The following is a 20,605-nucleotide window of genomic DNA, read 5'->3' on the forward strand; positions in this document are numbered from 1 at the left end:
AGATGTGTATAAGAGCCAGCACCGCCCCCTCCTTCGGCCTCGTCCACACCCGCGACGTGCGCCACTGCACCTGCCGCGACAAAACCCGCTGCACCTGCCGAGCGGCCCCCTGCCACGCCCGTCGCGACGCCTCGACCTGTCCTCACGGAACCCCGCTGGTCTGCTGGCAACGCCATGCCGCCGGTGACGAGCAGCTTGGCCGGCCCCTCTGCGCCGACTGCTACGACCACGCCCATCACGTTGTCTGGAACAACCACGTCGGAGAACTCTGGCGCCGCACCAAACAACACGCCGAACGCCATCTCAACCAACTCGCTCGGCAACGCGGCCTGCCCAAAATCCGGCTCTCCCACGGCAAAGCCGCCGAATACCAAGCACGCGGCGCGGTCCACTTCCACATCCTGCTCCGCCTCGATGGCATCGACCCCGACAACCCCGACGCCATCACCGCACCCCCAGACGGCATCACCGCCGACGACGTCATCGCCGCCGTCACCTTGGCCGCCGCCACCATCGCCTACACCACCGACTCCCACCCCACTCGTCTCGACGGCTGGCCCATCGTGTGGGGCGACCAACATGAGATCCGACCCATCACCCTGTCGGCCTCCGGCGACGCCCTCGACGACCAGGCCGTGGCCGCCTACCTTGCCAAGTACTCCACCAAAGGCACCGAAGCCACCGGTCACACCTCCCGGCGACTCACCTCCGACACCATCGACCTGTACGCCAACCCCCACGGCACTCACCCCGAACGTCTCATTGCTGCCGCCTGGACTCTTGGCCAAGCACCCGAATGGGCCGGATTGCGCAGGTGGGCCCATATGCTCGGCTTTGGCGGACACTTCCTCACTAAAGCCCGCCGTTACTCGATTACTTTCGGTTCCATCCGCGAAGAACGAGCCGCCTACAGACGCGCACAAGCCCTCAACGACGGCCACCTAAGGCCAGAGGGACACCCCGAAACAACGCGATTCCACCGTCAAGCAAACCTTGACACCAAAACCGAGGAAATCACCCTCGTCATCGGGTTCCTCACCTACGCAGGCACCGGCTGGCATACCACCGGTGACCAACTTCTCGCCAACACGGCAGCGGCACAAGCCCGCGAACGCATCCGAGCAGGACGCGAAGAACTCGCCTACGAACAGGTACGCAGTTCGTCCACACCGCTCGCCGCCTGACCAACCTCAGAACGCGAACGGACTACCACCATGCTCACCAACGGCAAGACCGTCCACTACCCGGGCCAAGCGCTCTACGACGTCAACGAAACTGGCGCCGTCCTGCGCCTGTCCCGGCGTTACCTCTACCAAGAGATCCGCGCCGGACGCCTGCGCACCGTCAAGGCCGGACGTGCCCGACGCGTCCCGGCCGACGCCATCGCCGAGTACATCAAGCTCCTGGAGCAGGAAGCGCAGGCGGCCTGATGCCTAAGCAACGTGCACACGGCGACGGTGGGCTGTACTGGAGCGAAACCCGCCAGCGATGGATCGCCGAAATCACTATCGGCTACACCCCGGCAGGCCGACGCATCACCCGCAAAGCCGCCGGACGAACCAAGACCGAAGCCAAGACCAAACTCAAGGAGGTTCTACGCGATCACGAGGACGGCCTTGCGATCGCTCCCAGCGACTACACCGTGGAACGAGCTGTGAATGACTGGCTGTCCTACGGGCTCAGTGGACGCGACGAGGACACGATCAAGCTCTACACGAACATCTGTCGCACTCACGTCATCCCTGCTCTGGGCAAACGGAAGTTTCGAGATCCTGAGCGCCGAAATGAACTGTCCGTGGAGGACGTAGACAGGTGGCTCGCCGCCAAGGCCGTCACGTTGAGCACCAGGACATTGCAGATCATGCACTCGTGTCTGAACCGGGCCGTCAAGCGAGCCATGGCACGAGACAAGGTCAAGCGAAACGTCGTCGAGCTGTGCAGCGTCCCTACAGGCATAGCGGGACGCCCATCCAAGGCGTTGACCTTCGCTCAGGCTGACGCTGTACTCCGGGCGGCAGAGGGAACCCGGATGCACGCCTACATCGTCCTATCCCTGCTCACTGGCGCTCGTACGGAGGAACTACGGGCACTTACGTGGGATCACGTGGACCTAGACGGAGATCCACAGGCAAACCCACCGATTCCGCCGTACATGGCGGTGTGGCGTTCTGTACGTGTAGGAGGGGACACTAAAACCCGGAAGTCCCGACGAACTCTCGCGCTCCCCACGCGATGCGTCCAGGTCCTCAAGGACCACCAGGCGCGACAGCAGCAAACGCAAGGAACTTCATGGAAGGAAGCCGGATTGGTCTTCCCTTCAGAGGTCGGTACCGAACTGGACGCCTCCAACGTCCGCCGTGCCTTCCGTAATGTGATCAAGAAGGCCAAGGGTATCGACCCCAAGGAATGGACACCTCGAGAGCTCCGGCACAGTTTCGTGTCGCTTCTCTCTGACAGCGGGCTCCCACTCGAAGAGATCTCCCGGTTGGTCGGTCATAGCAGCACGGCCGTAACCGAGCTCGTCTACCGCAAGCAGATCCGACCCGTCGTACAGTCCGGAGCTCTCGCGATGGACCGCATCTTCGGCAGCTCAGACCCCCCGCAGTGACGTCACTTGTCACTCACTTTGTCACGCAGAAGGCCACCCCCAAAGATCGGGAGTGGCCTTCTTGCTGGTCGTGCTGGTCGGGGCGACAGGATTTGAACCTGCGACTTCTTGCTCCCAAAGCAAGCGCGCTGCCAAGCTGCGCCACGCCCCGTTTCGCCGAGTGCGCATACGCTCCGGGACTCCGGTACGCTTACGCCCTGACGACCGGATGAAGTCTAGACCAGAGTTCGACCGGTTCGCGCGGACGTAGCTCAATGGTAGAGCCCTAGTCTTCCAAACTAGCTACGCGGGTTCGATTCCCGTCGTCCGCTCCAAGCGCTAAGGCCCAGGTCAGGGAGATGATCCCGAGCCTGGGCCTTGTTGTTGCCGACGTTTGCAACGGGTTCGTACCAGTCAGCGGACACGCGCCGAGCCGCGTCCGCAGCCCTCGGTGGAGTCGCCTTGTTCGTGATGAGCATCAGCCTCTGGAGTCTGTTCTGCGGAAGCGCCTCCGGCGGGGACGGGGATGAGCGGCGCGAGCTCGTGGGTGGGTTCGTGGCGCCTCCCGGGGCTGGCAGGGTGCGGACATGGAACCCATTCCGCCGCGGCGAGGTCCGGGGCGCGTCATCCTCTTGAACGGAGCGTCGAGTTCCGGGAAGTCGACGCTGGCCAAAGCTCTTCAGCGCGCGCTCGACGAGCCTTTCCTGTACGTGGCCTCCGACCAGTTCGTGGCGAGCGGGATGCTGCCCGAGCGGCGTGACGGCGAAGGGCCCTTCGCGTGGTGGAACGGGATGCGGCCCAGGTTCTTCGATGGCTTTCATCGGTGCCTGCCTGCTCTGGCCGGTGCGGGCAACGATTTGATCGTGGAACATGTCATCGAGTTCCGGGCGTGGCGGCACTGTCTGGCCCGGCTGCTGGAGGGCTTTGACGTGTTTCTCGTCGGCGTGCATTGCGACCTTGCGGAGATCGACCGGAGAGAGCGGGAGCGAGGGGATCGTCGCGCCGGGGAGGGCCGGAGTCACGTGGAGACCGATGGCATCCACACCTTCGGGCCGTACGACTACGAGGTGGACACCAGTGCCGGGGTTTCGGCGCCGTTGGTCGAATCGGTGCTGGGCGCCTGGCGGTCGAGGGGCACGCGGCGCGCACTGGTATGACTGCGCGACGACCGCTTCCGGCGGCGCTCGTAAGCTGGTGCCGATGCGTGCGCGACCGATCTCCCGTGACGTCCTCGTCGAAGAGCTGGCCGAGCTGGTGTCCAGGCGGCCACGGCAGGAATGGGTGCGGGTGGCCGTCGACGGGGCGCCCGTCGCGCGGCCCGAGACGCTGGCCGACGAGCTCGTCGCGCCGCTGCGGCTGCGCGGGCGGCCCGTGTTGCGGGTGTCGGCGGGTGACTTCCTGCGGCCCGCGTCGCTGCGGCTGGAGCACGGCAGGATCGATCCCGACGCCTTCTACGAGGACTGGCTCGACGTGAAGGCGCTGCGGAGGGAGGTGCTCGAGCCGCTGGACGCGGGCGGGTCGGGGCGGGTGTTGCCGGCGCTGTGGGACAGCCAGGTCGATCGGGCATATCGGGCGCCGTACCAGGAACTGCCCCAGGGCGGGGTGCTGCTGGTGGACGGGACGCTGCTGCTGGGGCGAGGGCTGGCGTTCGAGGTGAGCGTGCACGTGTGGTTGTCGGCGCGGGCTCTCGAGCGCGGGACGCCCGAGGAGGAGCGGTGGCGGCTGCCCGCGTACGAGCGGTACGAACGGGAGGCGCGGCCACAGCAGGTGGCCGACGTGGTGGTCAGGGCCGATCACCCCCATCGGCTCGCGGTGCTGGTGGGGCAGTGAGCGAGCAGCTGTTGCTCACGATCCCCGTCCGGTAGCGCGGGCGCAGGGATTCGAGGTACGTGGCCAGGTCAGCGTTGAGCGTGCCGAGGTACTCGGTCCACAGGTCCGCCATGAAGGCGGTGGCCACGCATGCCGTACCGGGAGTACTGGAAACGCGGCGCCCGATCGGTTCAGACTGGGGCGATGATCCCCAGCAACTGGTACAACGTCGTTCCTGATCTACCCGCGCCGCCGCCCCCGCCGCTGCATCCCGGCACGCGGCAGCCCATAGGACCGGACGACCTGGCTCCGCTCTTCCCCATGGAGCTGATCGGCCAGGAGGTGAGCGGGGAGCGGTTCGTCCCGATCCCTCAGGAGGTGCTCGACGTCTACCGGCTCTGGCGGCCTACGCCGCTGATCCGGGCGCGGCGGCTGGAGAAGGCGCTCGACACGCCGGCCAGGATCTACTACAAGTACGAGGGCACCTCACCCGCCGGGTCGCACAAGCCGAACACGGCCGTGCCGCAGGCGTACTACAACGCGCGAGAGGGCGTGCGACTGCTCACCACGGAGACCGGCGCCGGCCAGTGGGGATCGGCCCTGGCGTTCGCCTGCGCCCAGTTCGACCTCGAATGCCAGATCTGGATGGTCCGCGCTTCGTACGACCAGAAACCGTACCGGCGCTCGCTCATGCAGGTGTACGGCGCCACCGTGCACGCCAGCCCCTCCCCCGTGACGGGCGCGGGCAGCAAGGTGCTGGCCGAGCACCCCGGCTCGCCGGGCAGCCTGGGCATCGCGATCAGCGAGGCCGTCGAGGTAGCCGCCGCGACGCCGGACGCCCGCTACGCGCTCGGGTCGGTGCTCAACCACGTGCTCATGCACCAGACCGTGATCGGCGAGGAGGCGATCGAACAGCTTCCCGAGATGCCCGACCTGATCGTCGGCTGCACGGGAGGCGGCTCGAACTTCGCCGGCCTGACCTTCCCGTTCCTGCGCGAGAAGCTGGCCGGCCGCATCGAGACGGTGTTCCGCGCGGTCGAGCCCGCCGCCTGCCCGTCGTTCACCCGCGGCGTCTACGCCTACGACTTCGGCGACACCGCCGGGCTCACGCCGCTGCTGAAGATGCACACGCTCGGGCACGCGTTCGTCCCGGACCCGATCCACGCGGGCGGGCTGCGCTACCACGGCATGTCGCCGCTGCTGTCCCACATGTACGAGCTGGGCCTGTTCGAGGCCGTCACCCGGTCGCAGAACGAGTGCTTCGAGGCCGGCGTCCGCTTCGCCAGGACGGAGGGCATCCTGCCCGCCCCCGAGCCCACGCACGCGCTCGCCGAGGTCGTCGCCGAGGCGCTGCGCTGCAAGGAGAGCGGCGAGGAGAAGGTCATCCTCACGGCGCTCTGCGGCCACGGGCACTTCGACCTCGGCGCCTACGATCGTTATCTGGCCGGTCAGCTGGAGGACTTCGCGCTTCCGCAGGACCGCATCGACCAGGCGCTCACCGAATTGCCGGGATGAAGGCGAAGGTGGCCGCCTGATCGGCGGCCACCTGTCAGCGTGCGGTGGGCCGCTTGCCGTGGTTCGCCTTCTTCTTCCTGCGTGCCTTGCCCTTGCGCGCGCGCCTGGCCATAAGCTCGCCTCCGGTGATCGGGTAACTACCACATGATCCCTCACCGTCTCTCGCCCGCGCCGACCAGGCAAGCGCTCCACGCGAACTAACATTCCCCCAACATATCCGTGTCATAATTTGGTGGAATCTGTTGGAAGGAGTGGGCGTGCTCGCACAGCAGCGGCAGCAGGCGATCCTCGAACGTGTGCGCAGCAACGGCGGCGTCCGCGTCGCCGACCTCGTCCGCGAGCTCGGCGTCTCCGACATGACCATCCGCCGCGACCTCGAGGTGCTGGCCGAGCGCGGGCTGCTGGAGAAGGTGCACGGCGGCGCGACCGCCCTCGGCCCCGGCTCGACCGAGGAGCCGGGCTTCGCCGCCAAGTCCGCCCGCCAGCAGCAGGAGAAAGAGGCCATCGCCCGGCGCGCCGCCCAGCTCGTGCGGCCCGGCACCGCCGTGGCGCTGTCCGCGGGAACCACCACCTGGGCGCTGGCGCACCACCTGATCGGCGTGCCGGAGCTCACCGTGATCACGAACTCCATCCCCGTCGCCGACGTCTTCCACCGCAATCCGCGCGCCGACCGCACGGTCGTGCTGACCGGCGGCGTACGCACGCCTTCGGACGCCTTGGTGGGCCCGGTGGCCGTGGCCGCGATCCGCCGCCTGCACGTGGACACGCTCTTCCTCGGCGTGCACGGGATGAGCGTCCGCGCCGGGTTCACCACGCCCAACCTGCTCGAGTCCGAGACCGACAGGGAGCTGGTGACGGCCGCGCACCGGCTGGTCATCCCCGCCGACCACACCAAGTGGAACACGGTCGGCATCAGCACCATCGCCGAGCTGACCGAGGCCGACGTGGTCATCAGCGACGCGGGGCTGCCCGAGGACGCACGTACCGAGCTGGCCGAAAGGGCCGGAGAACTGATCATCGCGGAGGGCTCGTTTTGAAGCGCACCATCACCCACCTGGCCGACGGCCGAGAGCTGATCTACTTCGACCAGCGGGACGACGCCGACCGGAGCGCGATCGACCGGCGAACGCTCGACCCCCGGCCGGTGGCCTCCGAGCTGCGCTACGACCCGCTGACGGAGGAGTGGATCGCGATGGCGGGGCACCGGCAGACGCGGACGTTCCAGCCGACGGGCAGCGCGGCCGAGTGCCCGCTGTGCCCGTCGTCGGACGCGCGGTCGTCGGAGGTCCCGGCGTACGACTACGACGTGGTGGTGTTCGAGAACCGCTTCCCCTCTTTTTCCGGAAATTTTGGGACTTATCAGGATCCAGGTGGGCTGAGTGAGGTCCGTCCGGGCGTGGGGCGGTGCGAGGTGGTCTGCTTTACCTCCGACCACTCCTCCTCGTTCTCCCAGCTCTCCGACGCCCAGGTCGAGCTGGTCATGGAGGCGTGGGCCGACCGCACGGCCGAGCTGTCCGCGATCGAGGGCGTGGAGCAGGTGTTCTGCTTCGAGAACCGGGGCTCCGAGATCGGCATCACGCTCGCGCATCCGCACGGGCAGATCTACGCCTACCCGTACGTCACGCCCAGGACCAGGCTCCAGCTCGGTGCCGCCGCCCGCCACAAGGGCCCGGGGAACCTGTTCGCCGACGTGCTGGCCGCCGAGCGCGCCGCCGGTACGCGGGTGGTGGCCGCCAACGAGCTGTGGACGGCGTTCGTGCCGGCCGCCGCGCGCTGGCCGTTCGAGGTGCACGTCTATCCGCACCGGCAGGTGCCCGACCTGGCGGCGCTGACGGAGGCGGAGCGGGCCGCGTTCGCGCCGCTCTACACCTCGGTGCTGCGGGCGTTCGACGGGCTGTTCGGGGTCGTGATGCCGTACATCGCGGCCTGGCACCAGGCGCCCGTTCGGCAGGACCGCGAGCTGGCGTACCTGCACCTGGAGCTGTTCAGCATCAGGCGGGCGCCCGGGAAGCTGAAGTACCTGGCGGGGTCGGAGTCGGCGATGGGCGCCTTCGTCAACGACGTACTGCCGGAGGAGGCCGCGCTCATACTTCGATCACAAGTAGATCACTAATAGATTTCTACTTAAGGTCGCATGACTCGCGATCTACCACTAATATCCCTTATGCACCGGCCGTAACGGCTGTCGCATGCCTAATCCCGGGCGAGTTGCCCAGGAGCCGGGGACCCATCGCACTTGGGGTGAATCCACTTCGGTGGTAGGGCGCACTCCCATGCCCGAACCCGTCAGCTAACCCGGCCGGCAGAGGGAGAGGAACACCTACGTGGCGGCTTCGTCCCCCGCGACTCTTGCCATCGGCCTCATCACCGCCACCGCCATCGCCTTCTTCCCGGCGACCTCGGCGTCGGCCGCCCCCAAACCGACGGAGTCCGAGCTCCGTACCCAGCTCAAGCAGCTCAACACCAAGGTCGACAAGCTCATCGAGCAGTACAACCTCAAGCGGGTCGAGCTGGCCAAGGCGCAGGAGGCCGCCAAGACGGCCAAGGATCGCCTCGCCACCGCGGAGGAGACGCTGGCCACGGCAGAGCGGCGGGTCGCCGAGATCGCCCGATTGCGCTACCAGAACGGCAACCTCCCGGTGCCCGGTTTCATTCTGCCCGGGCAAGGCGGCAGCGCCGCCGTGCTCGAGCAGGTGACCGCCGAGCAGCAGGCGATCGTGCAGGGCGTGGCCAAGGCGCGCGACGCCAAGAAGAAGGCCGCCGAGGAGGCCGCCGCGCTCGCGGCCGACATCCGCGAGGACACGGCCGAGGTGGCCGGCCAGCGCGACGAGGCCGAGGACGTCATCGACGACATCAAGGACAAGCTCCAGGAGCTCGTGCCTTTCGGCACCGGCCGCAACTCCGACGGCAGCTGGGCCCCCGAACTGCCCTCGGGCGCGGACAACATCACCTCCCGTACACGGATCATGCGCGAGCAGGTACGAAAGAACTTCGCGCTGCCGCACGAGGTGGGCTGCTTCCGCGCGGGCTCCGGCGGCGAGCACCCGCTCGGGCGGGCCTGCGACTTCATGATGAGCACCGGCGGGTCGATGCCCTCCGCCGCGAACCTCGCCCTGGGCGACCGGATCGCGGACTGGGCGATCAAGAACAAGGACAAGCTCGGCGTCAAATACGTGATCTGGAAGCAGCGCATCAACCAGGGGTCGGGCTGGCGCTCCATGTCGGACCGCGGCAGCATCACTGAGAACCACTTCGACCACGTACACATCTCGATGAACTAAAACTAGGGATATTGCATCTGGTGATGTACATCCACAAGTTGAGATGGCGTTTGTACTGGCAGTAGCCCTGGCCTTGAGGCTTCGGCTTGCTGATCTCGTCATGTCGCCGGGGGCTCCCTGAGCTGCTTTTCTTTTGTTCCCCGGACACCTTCTCGCATCAGATGCGAGGGGGTGTCCGGGTGAAAAGGGTGGCTGTGGAGGGGGCCCGCTCATCTGGTTCTGGCCGATGGTGTGGTGCCCTTGCGCCCGGCAGAGGCCGTGTTCGAGGCAATGCTGGCTGACAAGCTAAAGGGTCAGGACTGTTCAGTCGTTCGTGGGACGAGCAGACCTCGGTTGAACGCCTCGGTGACGGCGGCGGCGCGGTCGTTCACCCCGAGCTTGGCGTAGATGTTCAGCAGGTGGCTCTTGACCGTGGCCTCGGTGATGAACAGCCGAGTGGCCGCCTCACGGTTGGTGTTCCCTGCCGCCACGAGTTCGAGGACCTCGAGCTCACGCTGGCTGAGCAGTTGCGGCGCGGGTGTCCTGACCCGGTTCATCAGCCGTGCCGCCACCGAAGGGGACAGCACGCTCTCGCCCTTGGCGGCGGCCCGCGCACCTCGCAGCAGGTCCTCCCGGGGAGAGTCCTTGAGCAGGTAGCCGGTCGCACCCGCCTCGATCGCCGGAAGGACGTGGGTATCGGTGTCGTAGGTCGTCAGCACCAGCACGCGCGCGGTGACGCCGAGCCTGGTCAGCTCGTTGATCGCGGTCAGCCCGTCCATGCCCGGCATGCGCAGGTCCATAAGGATCACGTCGGGCCGGAGCTCCTGGGCGAGTCGTACGGCTGCGGCGCCGTCCGCGGCCTCGCCCAGCACCTCGAATCCTGGCGCGGAGGCGAACATGCTGCTCAGCCCATCCCTGACGACGGGATGGTCGTCCGCGATCACCAACCGGATCGGGGTCCCGGCTGCCGGCTCGGCCGCGTGATCGGTCATGCGTGGCTCCTGGCCGGCAGGGTGGGAATGCAGGCCGAGATCCCGGTGCCGGCGCCGGGCTCGGACTCGATCTGCAAAGTGCCGGACAGTCCTTCGACGCGCTGACGCATGATGGTCAGGCCGAGTCCGCCGCCGCGGGACGGCGGCCGTGACCCGCCGTTTGTGGCTGTGCCGGCTTCGAGACCTGCAGGATCAAAGCCCTTGCCGTCGTCACGTACGTCCAACGCGACCTCGCGCTCCAGGTAGGACAGTGTCACCCCGACCCTGGTCGCGTCCGCGTGCTTGGCTGCGTTGGCCAATGCCTCCTGTGCCGTGCGCAGCAGCGCGGACTCGGCCTCCGGTGTCATCGGCCGCACCGTGCCGGTCGTCGTGACATGAACGGCGAGCCCGTGCAGCTTCGACCACCGGTCGGCGACGTCGGCAAGCGCGTCGCTCAGGCGCGCGGTCTGCAGCGGCTCGGGCCGGAGCGCGTCGACCGAGCGCCGCGCCTCGGCCAGGCTCTCCCTCGCCAGGTTCTTGACGGCGTCGAAGGGCCGGCGCCACGGCGCCGGGACCTCGTGCATCTGCTCGGCCGCCTGGAGTTGCGCGATGATGCCGGTGAGCCCTTGGGCCAGGGTGTCGTGGATCTCGCGGGCCATCCGCTGGCGCTCGTCGAGCACGCCCGCCTCCCTGGCCTGGACGAGCAGCTGGGCATGCAGGCCGGCGTTCTCGGCGAGCGACGCCTCCAGCAGCCGGTTCGTCCGGCTCAGCTCTTCGAGGGTCTGCTCGCGCCGCTCCTCCTCCTTCTCGGCGAGCCGCAGGACCCAGGCGCAGACGCACATCATGGCGATGTTGAAGGCGACGATGGTCACGTGCATCGTCAGGCCGAGCGCGTCTGTCTTGGGGACGCCGGACGCCTGCGCCGTACCGGCCAGGACCGCCGTGGCGGCCACGCCCAGCAGCCGCCAGGGCCAGCGCAAGACCGTGAAGGAGTAGATGTAGGCGGCAGGGGTGAAGAGCCCGAAAACGGGGTGACGGGCCACCAGGACCGCGGTGATCACGAGCAGCCCCGCGACGAACACCCCCATGATCCGTGGCCGGTCCCACCAGCCGGGACGCAGGGTGAACATGCCGAGCATCCACGCGGCCGCCAGCCCGCACAGGCCGAGGTCGATGAGCAAGGAGCCGCCCGCCCAGTCCTCCACGAGCAACAGGATCGCGACGAGGAGCGCCAGCAGCGCGCACGGCACCACGTTGACCAGAAGGAACGGCGGCTGTTGCGAAGTCTTCCTGCTCAAAACTCCCTCTCCCCGCGGGATTCTATTCTCAGCGTCTATTCCCAGCGGAACCAGCGGACCGCGACGAACGTGCACACCACCGCATAGGCCGCCAGGGTCAACAGCGGCACGGCGGACGGAAATTGACCCAGGTACGCGTCCTGGAACGCCCCCATGCCCGCGCCGAGCGGGGTGTAGTGGGCGATGTTCCGCAGCAGCGGCGGCATCTGCGAGATCGGCACCCAGAGTCCGGCGAAGAACATCAGCGGGAAGAACAGCACGGTACCGATCGCCGTGGCCGCCGCGCGTCCCGGCGCGAGCGCGGTGATCAGCAGGCCGAGCGCGAGCAGCGCGGCCGCCGCGAGCAGCCAGGCGAGGGCGAAACCGAGAGGGTGCTTCGGCAGGTCGACGCCGAAGCCGAACCCGGCCACCGCGATGAACAGGACCATCGCGACGACCGCGATGGCGAAGTTGGCCACGAGCTGGGCGGCGAGCACGCGGGCCGGACCGACCGGCGTGGTCCGCATGCGCCGCAGCACGCCGTTCTCCCGGTATCCCGCTAGCGTGGTCGGCAGGGAGGCCGTGGCCAGGATGGCCAAATTGAACAGGATCAGAACAGGGACGTAGAGGTCGAAGTACGTCAGGCCGCCGCCGGCCTCCACGGGCTCCCGCAGATCGGAGACGCTGCCGAGGACGATCAACAGGACCAGCGGGAAGCCGATACCCCAGAGCGGGCCGACCTTGTCTCGGACGCACAACGTGCTCTCGGCCTTGATGAGCCGCCACGTCGCGGAACCTCGCTCGGCGGTGACGGGGGGTGCGGCGGCGCGCAGGGCTGACATGGGTATGAGGTCCTCTCTCTGTGATGTGTTACCGGGGGCCGGGTTCGAGGCGCTTGCCGGTCAGCTGGACGAACGCGTCCTCCAAGCTTGCCTGCTCGACGCGCAGCTGTTCGGCCACGACCTGGTGGCGGGCCAGCACGGTGGTGACGGCGTTGAGCGCGTTGTCGTTGCCGCTGACGATGACCAGCTCGCCCCGGCGGGTGACGCCGGAGACGTCGGGCAGGCTCGTCAGCAGGCGGTCGTCCAGCGGCCTGGACGGGCGGAACTGGATCCGCTGCTCGATGCGCGCCCGCTCGGTCAGACCGGTCGGGGTGTCCACCATGACGACGCGGCCGGCGTCGATCAGCGCGAGCCGGTCGCACAGCCGCTCGGCCTCCTCCATGAAGTGGGTGACCAGCACGATCGTCACCCCACGAGATCGCACGCCCTCGATCAGGTCCCAGGTGTCGCGCCGGGCCTGCGGGTCGAGACCGGTGGTGAGCTCGTCGAGGATCGCCACCCGGGGGCTGCCGATGAGCGCCAGTGCGATCGAGAGCCGTTGTTTCTGGCCGCCGGACAGCTTGGCGTACCTGGTCTTCGCCTTGTCCGCCAGGCCGAGGCCGTCCAGCAGCGCGCGCCAGTCGGCGGGCTCGGGGTAGAAGGAGCTGTAGAGCTCCAGGGCCTCGGCGACCTGTAGCCGCTCGGGGAGGTGGCCGGCCTGCAACTGGACGCCGAGCCGCCGGGTCAGCTCGGCGCGGTCCCGGAGGGGGTCGAGCCCGAGCACCCTGATCTCACCGCGATCCGGCGTGCGGAGGCCCTCGACGCACTCCACGGTCGTCGTCTTGCCGGCGCCGTTCGGGCCGAGGATGCCAAAGATCTCACCCTCCTGGACGGTGAGCGAGACATCATCGACCGCGACCTTGTCCTCATAGCGCTTGTGGAGGTTGCGTACCTCGATCACTGGTGGCATGCGCGCGTCCTTTCGGGCTTGGCCCATCGGCGATTGGCGCATTCAGCCTGCTACGACCAGCACTTCTTCCAACACCGACCAGTAGACGGGACCTGGCTGCCGAACGGTGGAGGCGTCGACTCAACCGAGCGGTGGTGGCGATCCACCGATCGGTGGATCGCCACCCGGACGGGGAACATGAGAAAGTGGCAGGACCGGTCGCTCCGCGGACGCAATCGCACCTCGAAACAGACCATCGACAGCCACGCGAATCGGGCCGACGGGCCGCAGGCCCGATGTTCAGCGGCGTGACCGCGTTAGGTCGCTATGGCACCGTCGACGACGTCGCTTCCACCCTCGCACGCCTCGCAGGCGACGGCGGCTGACAACATGCCACCTCCGGCACGTTCAGCTGCACCAGGCCCACCATGACGGCTGCTATTCACACACTCTGAAAAAGACTCTCCGCCAGTAAACCGGGAAAGGTCGCAGGAGGGCGCAGCGCCCGCCGGAATGGCCCTAAGATCCGCTCGTGATCATTCGAGTATTAGCGGGCGCGGCGGCAGGACTGGCGATCTTCTCCGGTGCGGCCGCCGCCGACCCCATCAAGGGCGTCCCCGAGCTGACCAGCAACGACCTCTACAAGGCGGGCAAGCTCGCCAAGACGTCGTGCACGCCGAAGAAGGGCACGAGCAGGGCCGCCACCGAGAAGTACATCCGGACCCTGGTCGGCTGCCTGGGCAAGGCCTGGCGCAAGGACGCGGTCAAGGTCGAGATCCACTACGAGGCGGACGGCAAGAAGAAGTACAAGTCCTGGCCGTTCATCACCGCTGACGGGATCTACGTCGGGCTGGCCGACGACTGGGTGAAGACCAGGAACGAGCTGCCCGTCTTCCACGCGATGGCCTCCGTCTACGGCGAGGTGGTCCTGGCCGAGGCCGGCATCGCCACGGCGGCGAAGACGCTGGACTACGGCGGGGACGAGAAGGTGCTCGAGGAGCAGCAGCGCCGGTACGCGTACCAGCAGGACTGCCTGGCGGGCGCGGCGGCCAAGGCGCTCGGGCGCCCCGCCAAGGGCCTGAGGTCGATGCTGAAGGGCAACGAGCGCTACTGGTTCGAGCAGGGCCACAAGGCGGGCGGGCCCCGCGCCTGCAACACCTGGAAGGCCCCGGACTCCAAGGTGGCGTGAACGACGGGCTCAGGACATGCGGTCGATGAGTGACTTCGGGGCGATCTGCCGGTAGGCGTCGGCGACGATCTCGGCCACCTCCGCCCAGTCCACCTCCACGTCCAGGTAGACCCCGAGCCATCCCCGGTGCCCCACGTACGGCGGCCGGAAGAAGCGCTCGGGGTCCTCCGACACGAGCTCCTCCTGCGCCCCCGGCGGCGCCGCGCACCAGAACGCCAGCCGGTCGTCGTGGTGGTGGTCGGCGAACGTCACGAACGTCTTCTTGCCCCTGACGAACCACGTCGGCTCACCGTGGCTCAGGCGCTCGGTGGTCTCGGGCAGGGCCAGGCACAGCTCGCGCAGCCGGTCGAGGGCGTCCACGGTGGTCAGCCGGTCAGGGTGAGCGGGTTGACCAGGTCCGCGTAGATGAGCAGGCCGGCCATGACGATCATCACGATCGCGATCGCGTACGTCAGCGGCAGCACCTTGGCGATGTCCACGTATCCCGGCTCGGGTCGCCGCATGATCTTGGCGTACGCCCGCTTGAGGCCCTCCCACAGGCCCCCCGCGATGTGGCCGCCGTCGAGCGGCAGCAGCGGGATCAGGTTGAACATGCCGATCGCCAGGTTGAAGCCGGCCAGCAGATTGACGAAGATGGCGAGCTTCTTCTCGTTGGTCAGGTCGGAGGCGATGATCTCGCCGCCCAGGCGACCCGCCCCCACCACACCGACCGGGCCTTCGGGGTCGCGCTCCTCGCCCGAGAAGGCCGCGTGCCAGACGCCGACCATCTTCTCCGGCAGGTTGAGCAGCGAGCCGGCCACGCGGGCCGACAGCTCGCCCATGTAGCCGACGACCTGGCCCATGCTCTGCTGCTCCATGACCTCCGTGGGCAGGACGCCGAGGAAGCCGACGTTCTTGTCGATCTTCTCCGGGTCCTGGAGGTTGGGGCGGTCCTGGGCGATGAGCGTGACGGGGAGCGTCATCGGCTTGCCGTCGCGGACGATGCCGAGCTGTACCGGACCGGCGCCGTGGGAGCGGATCAGGCGCGTGGCGTCCTCCCACGAATTGATCTTCTGGCCGTCGAAGGAGACCATGCGGTCGCCGGGCTTCATGCCCGCCTGGGCGGCGGGCGTGGGCTTGTCGGCGGCCGTGCACGTGCTGCGCTGCTCGGCGATCGGGATCACGCACGTGTTGGTCTCGGGCGACACGATCGGGGCCCAGGTGGGCAGGCCGATGCCGACCAGCAGAATGCTGAAGAAGACGAACGCGAGCACGAAGTTCATCGCCGGGCCGCCGGTCATGATGATGACCTTCTGCCACCACTTCTTCCGGTAGAACACCCGGTCCTCGTCGCCCGGCCGCACCTCTTCCTGCGCGGCGTCGCGGGCGGACTCGATGAGGCCCTGGAACGGCCCCGTCGCCGTGCTCCTGACCTTGGTGGGGTCGTCACCGGGACGCGGCGGCAGCATGCCGATCATGCGGATGTAGCCGCCGAGCGGGATCCACTTGATGCCGTATTCGGTCTCGCCCTTGCGCCGCGACCACGCGGTCGAGCCGAAGCCGACCATGTATTGGGTCACCTTGACGCCGAAGATCTTGGCGGGCACGAGATGGCCGACCTCGTGCAAAGCGACGGAGACCATCAACCCGATCAGGAAGATGAGGATCCCCACCAGATAGAGCCAGTTCATCGATGCGCGCTCCAGGGCAAGGCGGACGGTGCCGACAGCCCCAGGGTAGTCGAACTCGCCGGACCTCACGGGCTTGCCGGGCCTTTGGCAGGCATTGACAGTGTGCGATCACACGATCACCCTGGGAGACGACGGAGGGGGACGTCTTGATCAAAATACTGATTGCCGAGCACCTGCCCTTGGTGCGCCGCGGCCTGCTCGCCACCCTCGGCGCCGAGCCCGACCTGCGGGTGGTCGCCGAGGTCGGATGCGCGGAGGAGGTGGCGCAGGCGGCGCTGTCCAGCGAGCCCGACGTGGCGGTGGTGAACCTCGATCTACCGGGGCTGCCCGTGGTCGCCGAACTGGCGGAGCGGGTGCCGCCGTGCGGGACGCTGATCCTGTCGGCCAGGCCCGATCCCGGGCAGGTGCGCAAGGCCCTGGCGGGGCCGGCGCTGGGGTTCATGACGCTGTGCGTGGCGCCGGAGCGGCTGGCCGAGGGGGTGCGCCTGGTGGCGGCGGGCCGCCAGGTGGTCGAGGCGGAGCTGGCGGTGGCCGCGCTCCAGTGCGCGACCAACCCGCTGACCAGGCGGGAGCTCGAGGTGCTGCGGATCGCGGCGGGCGGGGCGCGGTCGACGGAGATCGCCGATCAGCTCTTCCTGTCGGTCGGCACCGTACGCAACCATCTGTCGCGGATCATGTGCAAGACGGGTGCGCGCAACCGGCTCGACGCCGTGCGGATAGCGAGCGACTTCGGCTGGCTGTGACACGAGACGGGGCTCCGGTAGAGCCGCGCCGCACCGCCGGGGCCCCGAACATCTAGAGGATTTCAGCCGGGCGACGCCCTTTGCCAGTGACCGTCATCACGACCTGACCCGTGTGAAACGTCAGCATGTGGGTTTACGGGCGCCAGATCAGCACCAGCGCGCAGTCGTCGTTGTGACCGGAGGCCATGGCGTTGACCAGCGCCCTGGCGCCGTCGCGGAATCCGGAGGGCAGCAGCCGCTCCGCCTCGCCCAGCAGCCGGTCGAGACCGGCGTCGATGTCGCGGCCCGGCTGCTCGATCAGCCCGTCGGTATAGAGCAGCAGCGCGTCGCCCCTGCGCAGGGTGCCGCTGTCGGGCTCGCAGTGCAGGTCGGGCACCACGCCGAGCACCACGCCCTTGGCCGAGGCGACCTGCCAGCTGCCGGTGCCGGCGTCGAACTTCACCACCGGAGGATGACCGGCCGAGGTGATCGTGTAGTCGCCGGTGGCCAGGTCGAGGCGTGCGTGCACCGCGGTCACGAACCCCTCGTCGCCCCGCTGGCGGTGCAGGTAGGCGTTGCAGGCGGGCAGGAAGTCGTCGACCGCGCCGAGCAGCCCGCCGAACGTGCCGGACAGCAGCAGCGCCCTGGTGCCCGCGTCGACGCCCTTGCCCGACACGTCGACCAGGGCGATGTCGACGGTGTCACCGTCGCGCATGGAGACGAGGAAGTCGCCGCCGAACGAGGACCCGCCGGCCTGCTTGAGCACCACCTTGGCGCCCCAGTCCTTGGGCAGCGCGGGCAGCTCACCCTGGCTCTTGAGCCGGTCGCGCAGCTCCAGCAGCATCGCGTCGCCGCGGAGCCCCTGCACACCGAGCTTGCCCCGGGTGCGGGCCATGAGAACGGCGAGCACGGTGGTGAACGCGATCGTCACGGTGAGCCCCAGCCCGACGCGGCCCACACCGAGCGAGATCGCGATGTAGCCGAGCGCGGCGCCCACCGCCACGAGCAGCTTGACCAGGCTGCGCAGCCGTAGCTGCAGCCCGCCGATCAGGGTGACCAGGATGAGCAGCGACGGCGAGAACCACTCGGTCGAGACCTTGGCGGCCAGCAGCCCGATGATGAGCGAGAGCCCGGTCAGGCCGATGAGCAGGTTGCGGTCGCGGGCCAGCGGCCCTCGGCGGAAGAATCGGACAGTGGACACGAGGAAGGGCACCCGCACCAAGACCGCGCGTACCCGTGGCGGGATCAGCGGCGCCGGACGGGAACTCATGATGCGCCTGACTGTATCGGTCTGACCCGTGTTTGGGCAGCCCACTTGACCAAGCCCTTGATCATTAAGGACGGATATTGAGTGGCCCTCCCCCTTTACCCGCTCTTACCGTGGACGGATGACGTATCCGATCCGTCCGATCGACGAGTCCGAGTGGCCAGTGTTCTCCGGGGTTCTCAATGAAGGGTTCGGCTGGACGCCGCATCCCACGCAGGCCGAAAGATTCAAGGCCGAACTGGAGTTCGACCGTACGCTCGCCGTCTTCGACGGCGATGTCATGGCGGGGGTCACCTCCGTCTACAGCTTCACGATGACGGTTCCCGGCGGGCAGCTGCCCGCCGGCGGGATCACCGCGGTCAGCGTGCTGCCCTCGCACCGTCGCCGCGGCGTGCTGTCCACGATGATGCGCAGGCAGCTCGCCGACGTCCGCGAGCGCGGCGAATCGGTGGCCGCGCTGTACGCCTCCGAGTCGGTGATCTACGGCAGGTTCGGGTACGGCAGGGCCTCCAGCAGTCTGTCGTTCCACATCCACAAGCACGGCTCGGCGTTCGTCGAGAACGCGCCGGTCGACCCGTCCCTCAGGCTCAGGGTGGCCAGGCCCGCCGACGTGCGCGCCGACCTGGAGAAGCTGTTCGCGTCGGTGGTGACGGCGCGCCCGGGACGCTACGAGCGCAACGGGCCGTTCTGGGACAGCACGCTGGCGGACGAGGAGTGCGACCAGCAGGGGGCGGGCTCGCTGCGCTCGGTGCTGGCCGAGGACGACCGTGGCGTGCGCGGGTATGCGTTGTTCCGGATCAAGGGCTCCTGGGACGCGAACGACATGCCCAACGGGGAGCTGATGCTGCATGAGCTGGAGGCGGCCGACCCGGCGGCCTACGCGCTGCTGTGGCGGAGCGTGCTCGACCGCGACCTGGTCACCACGGTGCGGGCACACAGGCCGGTGGACGACCCGCTGATCGCGTTGCTGGCCGACCAGCGGCAGGTGCGCGCGAGCTGGTCCGACGAGCTGTGGGTACGCCTGGTCGAGGTGGACCGGGCGCTGGCCGCCCGCGCCTACGCCGCGCCGGTGGACCTGGTGATCGAGGTCGAGGACGACGTGTGCCCGTGGAACGCCCGCCGCTGGCGGCTCACCGCGGACGCGACGGGCGCCGAGTGCAAGCCGGTGGACGACGAGCCGGACATGACGGTGCCGGTGCGCGCGCTCGGGTCGGCGTACATGGGTGACGGGCAGCTCTCCGAGCAGCTCGGCGCGGGGCTGCTGCACGAGCACCGGCCCGGCGCGGTGCGCGCGCTGGCCGCCGCCATGTCGTGGAGTCCCAAACCGTGGGCGGGGCGGGTCTTCTGACATACCGTTGAGGGCATGGCATTGCAAAGCCTGCAGATCACCGCGACCATCGCCATGCGTGCCCGCGACGTGTCGAGACCGTCGAAGGAGCAGCAGGAGGCCGCCGACCGGCGACCTCTGCGTGACGAGACGCCCAGGCGCGACTCCAAGCGCAAGGGCCAGGGGTAGTTACGGCAGCGAGGGAAGCTGGCCGATGGTCTCGTAGGAGGTCAGCTGGGCGATCCGCCTGCTGTGCCGCTCGCTGCCGGAGAACGACGTGGTCAGGAAGACCTCCACGAACCTGGTGGCGTCCTCGGTGGAGTGCATGCGCGCGCCGACGCTGATCACGTTGGCGTTGTTGTGCTCGCGGGCCAGGCCGGCGGTCTCCTCGCTCCAGGCCAGGGCCGCGCGGATGCCGCGCACCTTGTTGGCGGCGATCTGCTCGCCGTTGCCCGAGCCGCCGATCACCACCCCGAGGCTGCCGGGGTCGCCGGCGACGCCCTCGGCGGCGCGCAGGACGAACGCGGGATAGTCGTCCTCGGCGTCGTAGACGAAGGGACCGCAGTCGGTCACTTCGTGCCCGTGATCCTTCAGCCAGGACACGAGGTGGTTCTTGAGCTCATAGCCGGCATGGTCGGCACCGATGTAGACACGCACCCGCCCAGTCTTCCACAGCCCCGGCGTTGGGGCTCGCTGGCTAGAGTAAGGACCTGATCCGTTGTCTAGTCCTTACGAAAGCTGAGATCCATGCGAGAGATCCGTGTCATCGGCGATCCGGTCCTGCGCACGCCCGCCGAGCCGGTGACGGACTTCGACCGCGAGCTGCGGCGCCTGATCGAGGAGATGTTCCAGGCGATGTACGCGGTCAACGGCGTGGGCCTGGCCGGCCCGCAGATCGGTGTGTCGCGGCGGCTGTTCGTGTACGACATCAGCGGGCGCAAGGGCCACCTGATCAATCCGGTCCTCACGGTCGACGACCCCGAGGAGGTGCTCGACGAGGAAGGCTGCCTGTCGGTGCCCGACCGCCGGACGCGCCTGCCGATCTACGCCCCGGTCGGGCGGGCCGCGGGCGTGACCGTCGAGGGGCTGGACCGGCTCCAGCGGCCGATGCGGATCAAGGCCCGCGGATCGCTGGCGCGCTGCTTCCAGCACGAGACCGAGCACCTCGACGGCAAGCTGTACGTCGACCGCCTCCCCAAGAACGAAGCTCGCAAGATCATGCTCCAGGCATAGGTTGGGCC

The 20,605-nt window shown here is 68.4% G+C and carries 23 protein-coding genes, 2 tRNA genes and 1 riboswitch; of the genes, 15 read left to right on the top strand and 10 right to left on the bottom strand.

Features of this window, described 5'->3' with window-relative positions; translation table 11 throughout:
* The 3 genes from EJK15_RS49460 to EJK15_RS75380 form a co-directional block, all read left to right on the top strand.
* Positions 1 to 1,184 (top strand): replication initiator (locus EJK15_RS49460; RefSeq protein WP_206061585.1); only part of this gene is annotated, 1,184 nt, incomplete at its 5' end.
* A gap of 30 nt (positions 1,185 to 1,214) precedes the next feature.
* Positions 1,215 to 1,430, top strand: a complete 216-nt coding sequence (locus tag EJK15_RS49465; protein WP_138717419.1) for a helix-turn-helix domain-containing protein — start codon at positions 1,215 to 1,217, stop codon at positions 1,428 to 1,430.
* The gene (locus EJK15_RS75380; RefSeq protein ID WP_138717420.1) at positions 1,430 to 2,608 is read left to right on the top strand and encodes a site-specific integrase; all 1,179 of its coding nucleotides are present in this window, start codon (positions 1,430 to 1,432) and stop codon (positions 2,606 to 2,608) included. The genes EJK15_RS49465 and EJK15_RS75380 overlap by 1 nt, the downstream gene beginning before the upstream one ends.
* A 74-nt stretch (positions 2,609 to 2,682) precedes the next feature.
* Here EJK15_RS75380 and EJK15_RS49475 read toward each other — a convergent pair.
* Positions 2,683 to 2,759 (bottom strand) — tRNA-Pro (locus EJK15_RS49475).
* Positions 2,760 to 2,848: 89 nt separating this feature from the next.
* Between EJK15_RS49475 and EJK15_RS49480 the strand changes: the two genes are divergently transcribed.
* From EJK15_RS49480 to EJK15_RS49495, 4 genes are all read left to right on the top strand, one after another.
* A tRNA-Gly gene (locus EJK15_RS49480) sits at positions 2,849 to 2,922 on the top strand.
* A 252-nt stretch (positions 2,923 to 3,174) separates the two neighbouring features.
* Positions 3,175 to 3,744 carry a chloramphenicol phosphotransferase CPT family protein gene (locus tag EJK15_RS49485; protein ID WP_138717421.1) on the top strand — a complete coding sequence of 190 codons (570 nt, stop codon included), beginning with the start codon at positions 3,175 to 3,177 and terminating at the stop codon, positions 3,742 to 3,744.
* Positions 3,745 to 3,787: 43 nt separating this feature from the next.
* Positions 3,788 to 4,417, top strand: coding sequence for a nucleoside/nucleotide kinase family protein (locus tag EJK15_RS49490; RefSeq protein WP_138717422.1), 630 nt, complete (start codon positions 3,788 to 3,790; stop codon positions 4,415 to 4,417).
* Positions 4,418 to 4,600: 183 nt separating this feature from the next.
* Positions 4,601 to 5,911 (top strand): TrpB-like pyridoxal phosphate-dependent enzyme, encoded by a 1,311-nt coding sequence (locus tag EJK15_RS49495; protein ID WP_171074982.1) that lies wholly within the window; start codon positions 4,601 to 4,603, stop codon positions 5,909 to 5,911.
* Between the two features lie 34 nt (positions 5,912 to 5,945).
* Here EJK15_RS49495 and EJK15_RS78485 read toward each other — a convergent pair whose 3' ends face one another.
* Positions 5,946 to 6,275 carry a 50S ribosomal protein bL37 gene (locus EJK15_RS78485; RefSeq protein ID WP_476739204.1) on the bottom strand — a complete coding sequence of 110 codons (330 nt, stop codon included), beginning with the start codon at positions 6,273 to 6,275 and terminating at the stop codon, positions 5,946 to 5,948.
* On the opposite strand from EJK15_RS78485, the gene EJK15_RS49505 reads away from it, so the two are divergent.
* From EJK15_RS49505 to EJK15_RS49515, 3 genes are all read left to right on the top strand, one after another.
* Complete coding sequence (locus tag EJK15_RS49505) at positions 6,169 to 6,948, top strand: DeoR/GlpR family DNA-binding transcription regulator (RefSeq protein ID WP_138717425.1); 780 nt, start codon at positions 6,169 to 6,171, stop codon at positions 6,946 to 6,948. The genes EJK15_RS78485 and EJK15_RS49505 overlap by 107 nt on opposite strands.
* Positions 6,945 to 8,024: a galactose-1-phosphate uridylyltransferase gene (gene galT, locus EJK15_RS49510; RefSeq protein ID WP_138717426.1), complete on the top strand. Its 1,080-nt coding sequence runs from the start codon at positions 6,945 to 6,947 to the stop codon at positions 8,022 to 8,024. The genes EJK15_RS49505 and galT overlap by 4 nt, the downstream gene beginning before the upstream one ends.
* 67 nt (positions 8,025 to 8,091) lie before the next feature.
* A riboswitch (cyclic di-AMP (ydaO/yuaA leader) is annotated at positions 8,092 to 8,230 on the top strand.
* A 5-nt stretch (positions 8,231 to 8,235) separates the two neighbouring features.
* A complete protein-coding gene (locus EJK15_RS49515) occupies positions 8,236 to 9,192 on the top strand; it encodes a coiled-coil domain-containing protein (protein WP_138717427.1) in 957 nt (318 codons plus the stop codon).
* 293 nt (positions 9,193 to 9,485) lie between these two features.
* Here the strand turns inward: EJK15_RS49515 and EJK15_RS49520 are convergent, their stop codons facing one another.
* From EJK15_RS49520 to EJK15_RS49535, 4 genes are read right to left on the bottom strand one after another with little or no spacing between them, the layout of a single operon-like run.
* Positions 9,486 to 10,163, bottom strand: a complete 678-nt coding sequence (locus EJK15_RS49520) for a response regulator transcription factor (RefSeq protein WP_138717428.1) — start codon at positions 10,161 to 10,163, stop codon at positions 9,486 to 9,488.
* Positions 10,160 to 11,440, bottom strand: coding sequence for a sensor histidine kinase (locus EJK15_RS49525; RefSeq protein ID WP_138717429.1), 1,281 nt, complete (start codon positions 11,438 to 11,440; stop codon positions 10,160 to 10,162). The genes EJK15_RS49520 and EJK15_RS49525 overlap by 4 nt, the downstream gene beginning before the upstream one ends.
* Before the next feature lie 35 nt (positions 11,441 to 11,475).
* On the bottom strand, positions 11,476 to 12,261 hold the full coding sequence (locus tag EJK15_RS49530; RefSeq protein ID WP_138717430.1) for an ABC transporter permease: 786 nt from the start codon (positions 12,259 to 12,261) through the stop codon (positions 11,476 to 11,478).
* A gap of 28 nt (positions 12,262 to 12,289) precedes the next feature.
* Complete coding sequence (locus tag EJK15_RS49535) at positions 12,290 to 13,210, bottom strand: ABC transporter ATP-binding protein (RefSeq protein WP_138717431.1); 921 nt, start codon at positions 13,208 to 13,210, stop codon at positions 12,290 to 12,292.
* Positions 13,211 to 13,721: 511 nt separating this feature from the next.
* On the opposite strand from EJK15_RS49535, the gene EJK15_RS49540 reads away from it, so the two are divergent.
* Positions 13,722 to 14,378 (top strand): hypothetical protein, encoded by a 657-nt coding sequence (locus EJK15_RS49540; protein WP_138717432.1) that lies wholly within the window; start codon positions 13,722 to 13,724, stop codon positions 14,376 to 14,378.
* A gap of 9 nt (positions 14,379 to 14,387) precedes the next feature.
* On the opposite strand, the gene EJK15_RS49545 is transcribed toward EJK15_RS49540, so the two are convergent.
* Together EJK15_RS49545 and EJK15_RS49550 are read right to left on the bottom strand one after the other, a co-directional pair.
* Positions 14,388 to 14,738 (bottom strand): MmcQ/YjbR family DNA-binding protein, encoded by a 351-nt coding sequence (locus EJK15_RS49545; RefSeq protein WP_138717433.1) that lies wholly within the window; start codon positions 14,736 to 14,738, stop codon positions 14,388 to 14,390.
* Positions 14,739 to 14,743: 5 nt separating this feature from the next.
* Positions 14,744 to 16,048, bottom strand: coding sequence for a M50 family metallopeptidase (locus tag EJK15_RS49550; protein WP_138717434.1), 1,305 nt, complete (start codon positions 16,046 to 16,048; stop codon positions 14,744 to 14,746).
* A gap of 146 nt (positions 16,049 to 16,194) precedes the next feature.
* On the opposite strand from EJK15_RS49550, the gene EJK15_RS49555 reads away from it, so the two are divergent.
* The gene (locus EJK15_RS49555; protein ID WP_138717435.1) at positions 16,195 to 16,791 is read left to right on the top strand and encodes a response regulator transcription factor; all 597 of its coding nucleotides are present in this window, start codon (positions 16,195 to 16,197) and stop codon (positions 16,789 to 16,791) included.
* Between the two features lie 133 nt (positions 16,792 to 16,924).
* On the opposite strand, the gene EJK15_RS49560 is transcribed toward EJK15_RS49555, so the two are convergent.
* Positions 16,925 to 18,040, bottom strand: coding sequence for a PP2C family protein-serine/threonine phosphatase (locus EJK15_RS49560; RefSeq protein ID WP_138717436.1), 1,116 nt, complete (start codon positions 18,038 to 18,040; stop codon positions 16,925 to 16,927).
* A gap of 118 nt (positions 18,041 to 18,158) precedes the next feature.
* On the opposite strand from EJK15_RS49560, the gene EJK15_RS49565 reads away from it, so the two are divergent.
* Positions 18,159 to 19,385 (top strand): GNAT family N-acetyltransferase, encoded by a 1,227-nt coding sequence (locus EJK15_RS49565; protein ID WP_138717437.1) that lies wholly within the window; start codon positions 18,159 to 18,161, stop codon positions 19,383 to 19,385.
* Positions 19,386 to 19,400: 15 nt separating this feature from the next.
* A complete protein-coding gene (locus EJK15_RS71530; RefSeq protein ID WP_171074983.1) occupies positions 19,401 to 19,553 on the top strand; it encodes a hypothetical protein in 153 nt (50 codons plus the stop codon).
* Here the strand turns inward: EJK15_RS71530 and EJK15_RS49570 are convergent, their stop codons facing one another.
* Positions 19,554 to 20,021, bottom strand: a complete 468-nt coding sequence (locus EJK15_RS49570) for a ribose-5-phosphate isomerase (protein WP_138717438.1) — start codon at positions 20,019 to 20,021, stop codon at positions 19,554 to 19,556.
* 90 nt (positions 20,022 to 20,111) lie between these two features.
* Here EJK15_RS49570 and def point away from each other — a divergent pair, with 90 nt between their 5' ends.
* Positions 20,112 to 20,597, top strand: coding sequence for a peptide deformylase (gene def, locus EJK15_RS49575; protein WP_138717439.1), 486 nt, complete (start codon positions 20,112 to 20,114; stop codon positions 20,595 to 20,597).
* Positions 20,598 to 20,605 lie beyond the last annotated feature (8 nt).

The organism is Nonomuraea basaltis, assembly GCF_005893125.1.
Lineage (GTDB): Bacteria > Actinomycetota > Actinomycetes > Streptosporangiales > Streptosporangiaceae > Nonomuraea > Nonomuraea basaltis.